At 55.5% G+C, this 1,242-nt stretch carries 1 protein-coding gene and 1 pseudogene; one reads left to right on the top strand and one right to left on the bottom strand.

The window, feature by feature from the left end; all coding sequences use genetic code 11:
- Positions 1 to 120: IS4 family transposase (locus GWC77_RS27845; RefSeq protein WP_173258848.1), on the top strand; the 120-nt coding region annotated here is incomplete at its 5' end.
- A 362-nt stretch (positions 121 to 482) separates the two neighbouring features.
- Here the strand turns inward: GWC77_RS27845 and GWC77_RS27850 are convergent.
- A pseudogene (locus GWC77_RS27850) lies at positions 483 to 1,127 on the bottom strand (IS3 family transposase); the annotation flags it as partial.
- Positions 1,128 to 1,242 lie beyond the last annotated feature (115 nt).

Raw genomic sequence — 1,242 nt, forward strand, 5'->3', positions numbered from 1 at the left:
GCCCGCAAAGGCGACGGCGAGCCTGGCGTCAAGACCATCTGGCTAGGCATGCAGCGCGTGGTGGATTTTGCTGCTGGTATCAGATACGCGCGTGAGCTCGAGCAGCAGACTTGTGTGTAATGGAATGACGTTAAGCGACAGCTCAACGTTGAGCGCGAATCAGTTGGGAAGAATAGGGCCATGGGAGGCTCTGTCGAGAATGCCAACAATCAACTCGAGCGGTCTGCTCGTCGAAGATTGGTTCGCGCTGTGGGCGAGCGTTTAGACACTGAAGCTCATGTAAAGTATGAGTCAATGAGTTGTGCGATTTAGGTTAAATTTAAAGGCAGGCGTCGATCGCGAAATTCGTGAAGTAGAGCAGTATTTCGCGTTTTTCTCTGTTTCTGCCATGTGCTGGAATATCATAATTTTATTTATCGAGAGGAGGTGAAATGTCGGGCTATGGTGAGCTTGGGCGCGTTTTCCGGCTACCAACGTAGCACCTACGCTGCTAATTTCTCTTCCTCGAACCAGGCTTCATACTGCTGAACCGGCGTGCGATAGCCAATCGAAGAATGCCGGCGGCGGCGATTGTAGAACCCCTCGATGTACTCGAACAGATCGCGCCGGGCTGCATCGCGAGTGCCATAGCGCTCATGGAATACCCGTTCGTTTTTCAGACTGTTGAAGAAGCTTTCCATCGGCGCGTTGTCCCAACAATTTCCCTTGCGGCTCATCGAGCAACGCATGCCATATTCGGCCAGTAGCGCCTGATAGTCTCCGCTGCAATACTGGCTGCCACGATCCGAATGATGCAGCAGACCGGGGGCGGGTTTGCGACGGAATTTCGCCATCCGTAACGCTTCCATCGCCAGCTCCCGCGTCATCCGTTCATCCATCGCCCAGCCGACGATCATCCTGCTATACAAGTCCATGACGACAGCCAGATACAGCCAGCCTTCACCGGTTGGAATGTACGTGATGTCCACTGTCCAGACCTGATTCGGCGACTCCGTCTCGAACTGACGGGCCAGCACGTTCTCCGCCACCGGCAGCTTGTGCTTGCTGTTCGTCGTCGCCTTGTAGCGGCGCTTATGCCGAGCACGAATGCCGTGTGCCTGCATCAGCCTGCGAACCTGGAGTTGACCCGGTTTCGTGGACACCTATCCTTTGGAACAGGAGGTGCCTGCCATGGGAAAGCACCACAACCCCTACGCGCCGGAATTTCGGGCGCAGATGGTCGAGTTGGTCAAAGCCGGCCGC

Source organism: Paraburkholderia sp. NMBU_R16 (assembly GCF_013282575.1).
GTDB lineage: Bacteria > Pseudomonadota > Gammaproteobacteria > Burkholderiales > Burkholderiaceae > Trinickia.